Below are 1,120 nucleotides of genomic sequence, written 5' to 3' on the forward strand. Positions count from 1 at the left end.
CAGCATTCAGTTGGGCACTCTAGAGAGACTGCCGTCGACAAGACGGAGGAAGGCGGGGATGACGTCAAATCATCATGCCCCTTATGACCTGGGCTACACACGTGCTACAATGGTTGGTACAACGGGACGCTACCTCGCGAGAGGACGCCAATCTCTTAAAACCAATCTCAGTTCGGATTGTAGGCTGCAACTCGCCTACATGAAGTCGGAATCGCTAGTAATCGCGGATCAGCATGCCGCGGTGAATACGTTCCCGGGCCTTGTACACACCGCCCGTCACACCACGGGAGTTTGCAACACCCGAAGTCGGTGAGGTAACCGCAAGGAGCCAGCCGCCGAAGGTGGGGTAGATGACTGGGGTGAAGTCGTAACAAGGTATCCGTACCGGAAGGTGCGGATGGATCACCTCCTTTCTATGGAGATATGACCACAACGCTTACTCGCTGTTCAGTTTTGAAGGAGTATATCCTTCAATGTCTGGTGACGATGGCGGAGGGGACACACCCGTTCCCATACCGAACACGGCCGTTAAGCCCTCCAGCGCCGATGGTACTTGCTCCGCAGGGAGCCGGGAGAGTAGGACGTTGCCAGGCGAGCAACTTTCATAGTTGCTTACACATTTGTTCCTTGAAAACTGGATACTGCATGTAATTGCTAAGGATTTAAACTGTAAGTACTTTTTAGTACTAACCAAACGTGGTTAAGTTACTAAGGGCACACGGTGGATGCCTTGGCGCTAGGAGCCGAAGAAGGACGCAGCGAACTGCGATAAGCCTCGGGGAGCGGTAAGCACGCTTTGATCCGGGGATCTCCGAATGGGGCAACCCACCATCTGTAATGGGATGGTATCCTTCACTGAATCCATAGGTGATGAGAGGGCAGACCCGGTGAACTGAAACATCTAAGTAGCCGGAGGAAGAGAAAACAATAGTGATTCCGTCAGTAGTGGCGAGCGAACGCGGAAGAGCCTAAACCGTCGGGTTTACCCGGCGGGGTTGTGGGGCGTCTCACATGGAGTTACAAAGGATGGATGTAGATGAACAGTCTGGGAAGGCTGACCAAAGAGCGTGACAGTCGCGTAATCCAAACATCCATCCCTCCGAGACCAACCCCGAGTAGC

The 1,120-nt window shown here is 53.5% G+C and carries 3 rRNA genes; all 3 read left to right on the forward strand.

The features are described from left to right. Nucleotides 1–413, forward strand: a 16S ribosomal RNA gene (locus AC27IT_RS27645); the annotation flags it as partial. Nucleotides 414–476: 63 nt separating this feature from the next. Next, nucleotides 477–593: ribosomal RNA gene (rrf, locus tag AC27IT_RS27650) — 5S ribosomal RNA — on the forward strand. Between the two features lie 105 nt (nucleotides 594–698). Beyond that, nucleotides 699–1,120, forward strand: a 23S ribosomal RNA gene (locus AC27IT_RS27655); the annotation flags it as partial.

It is taken from the genome of Brevibacillus sp. YAE8 (assembly GCF_057543335.1).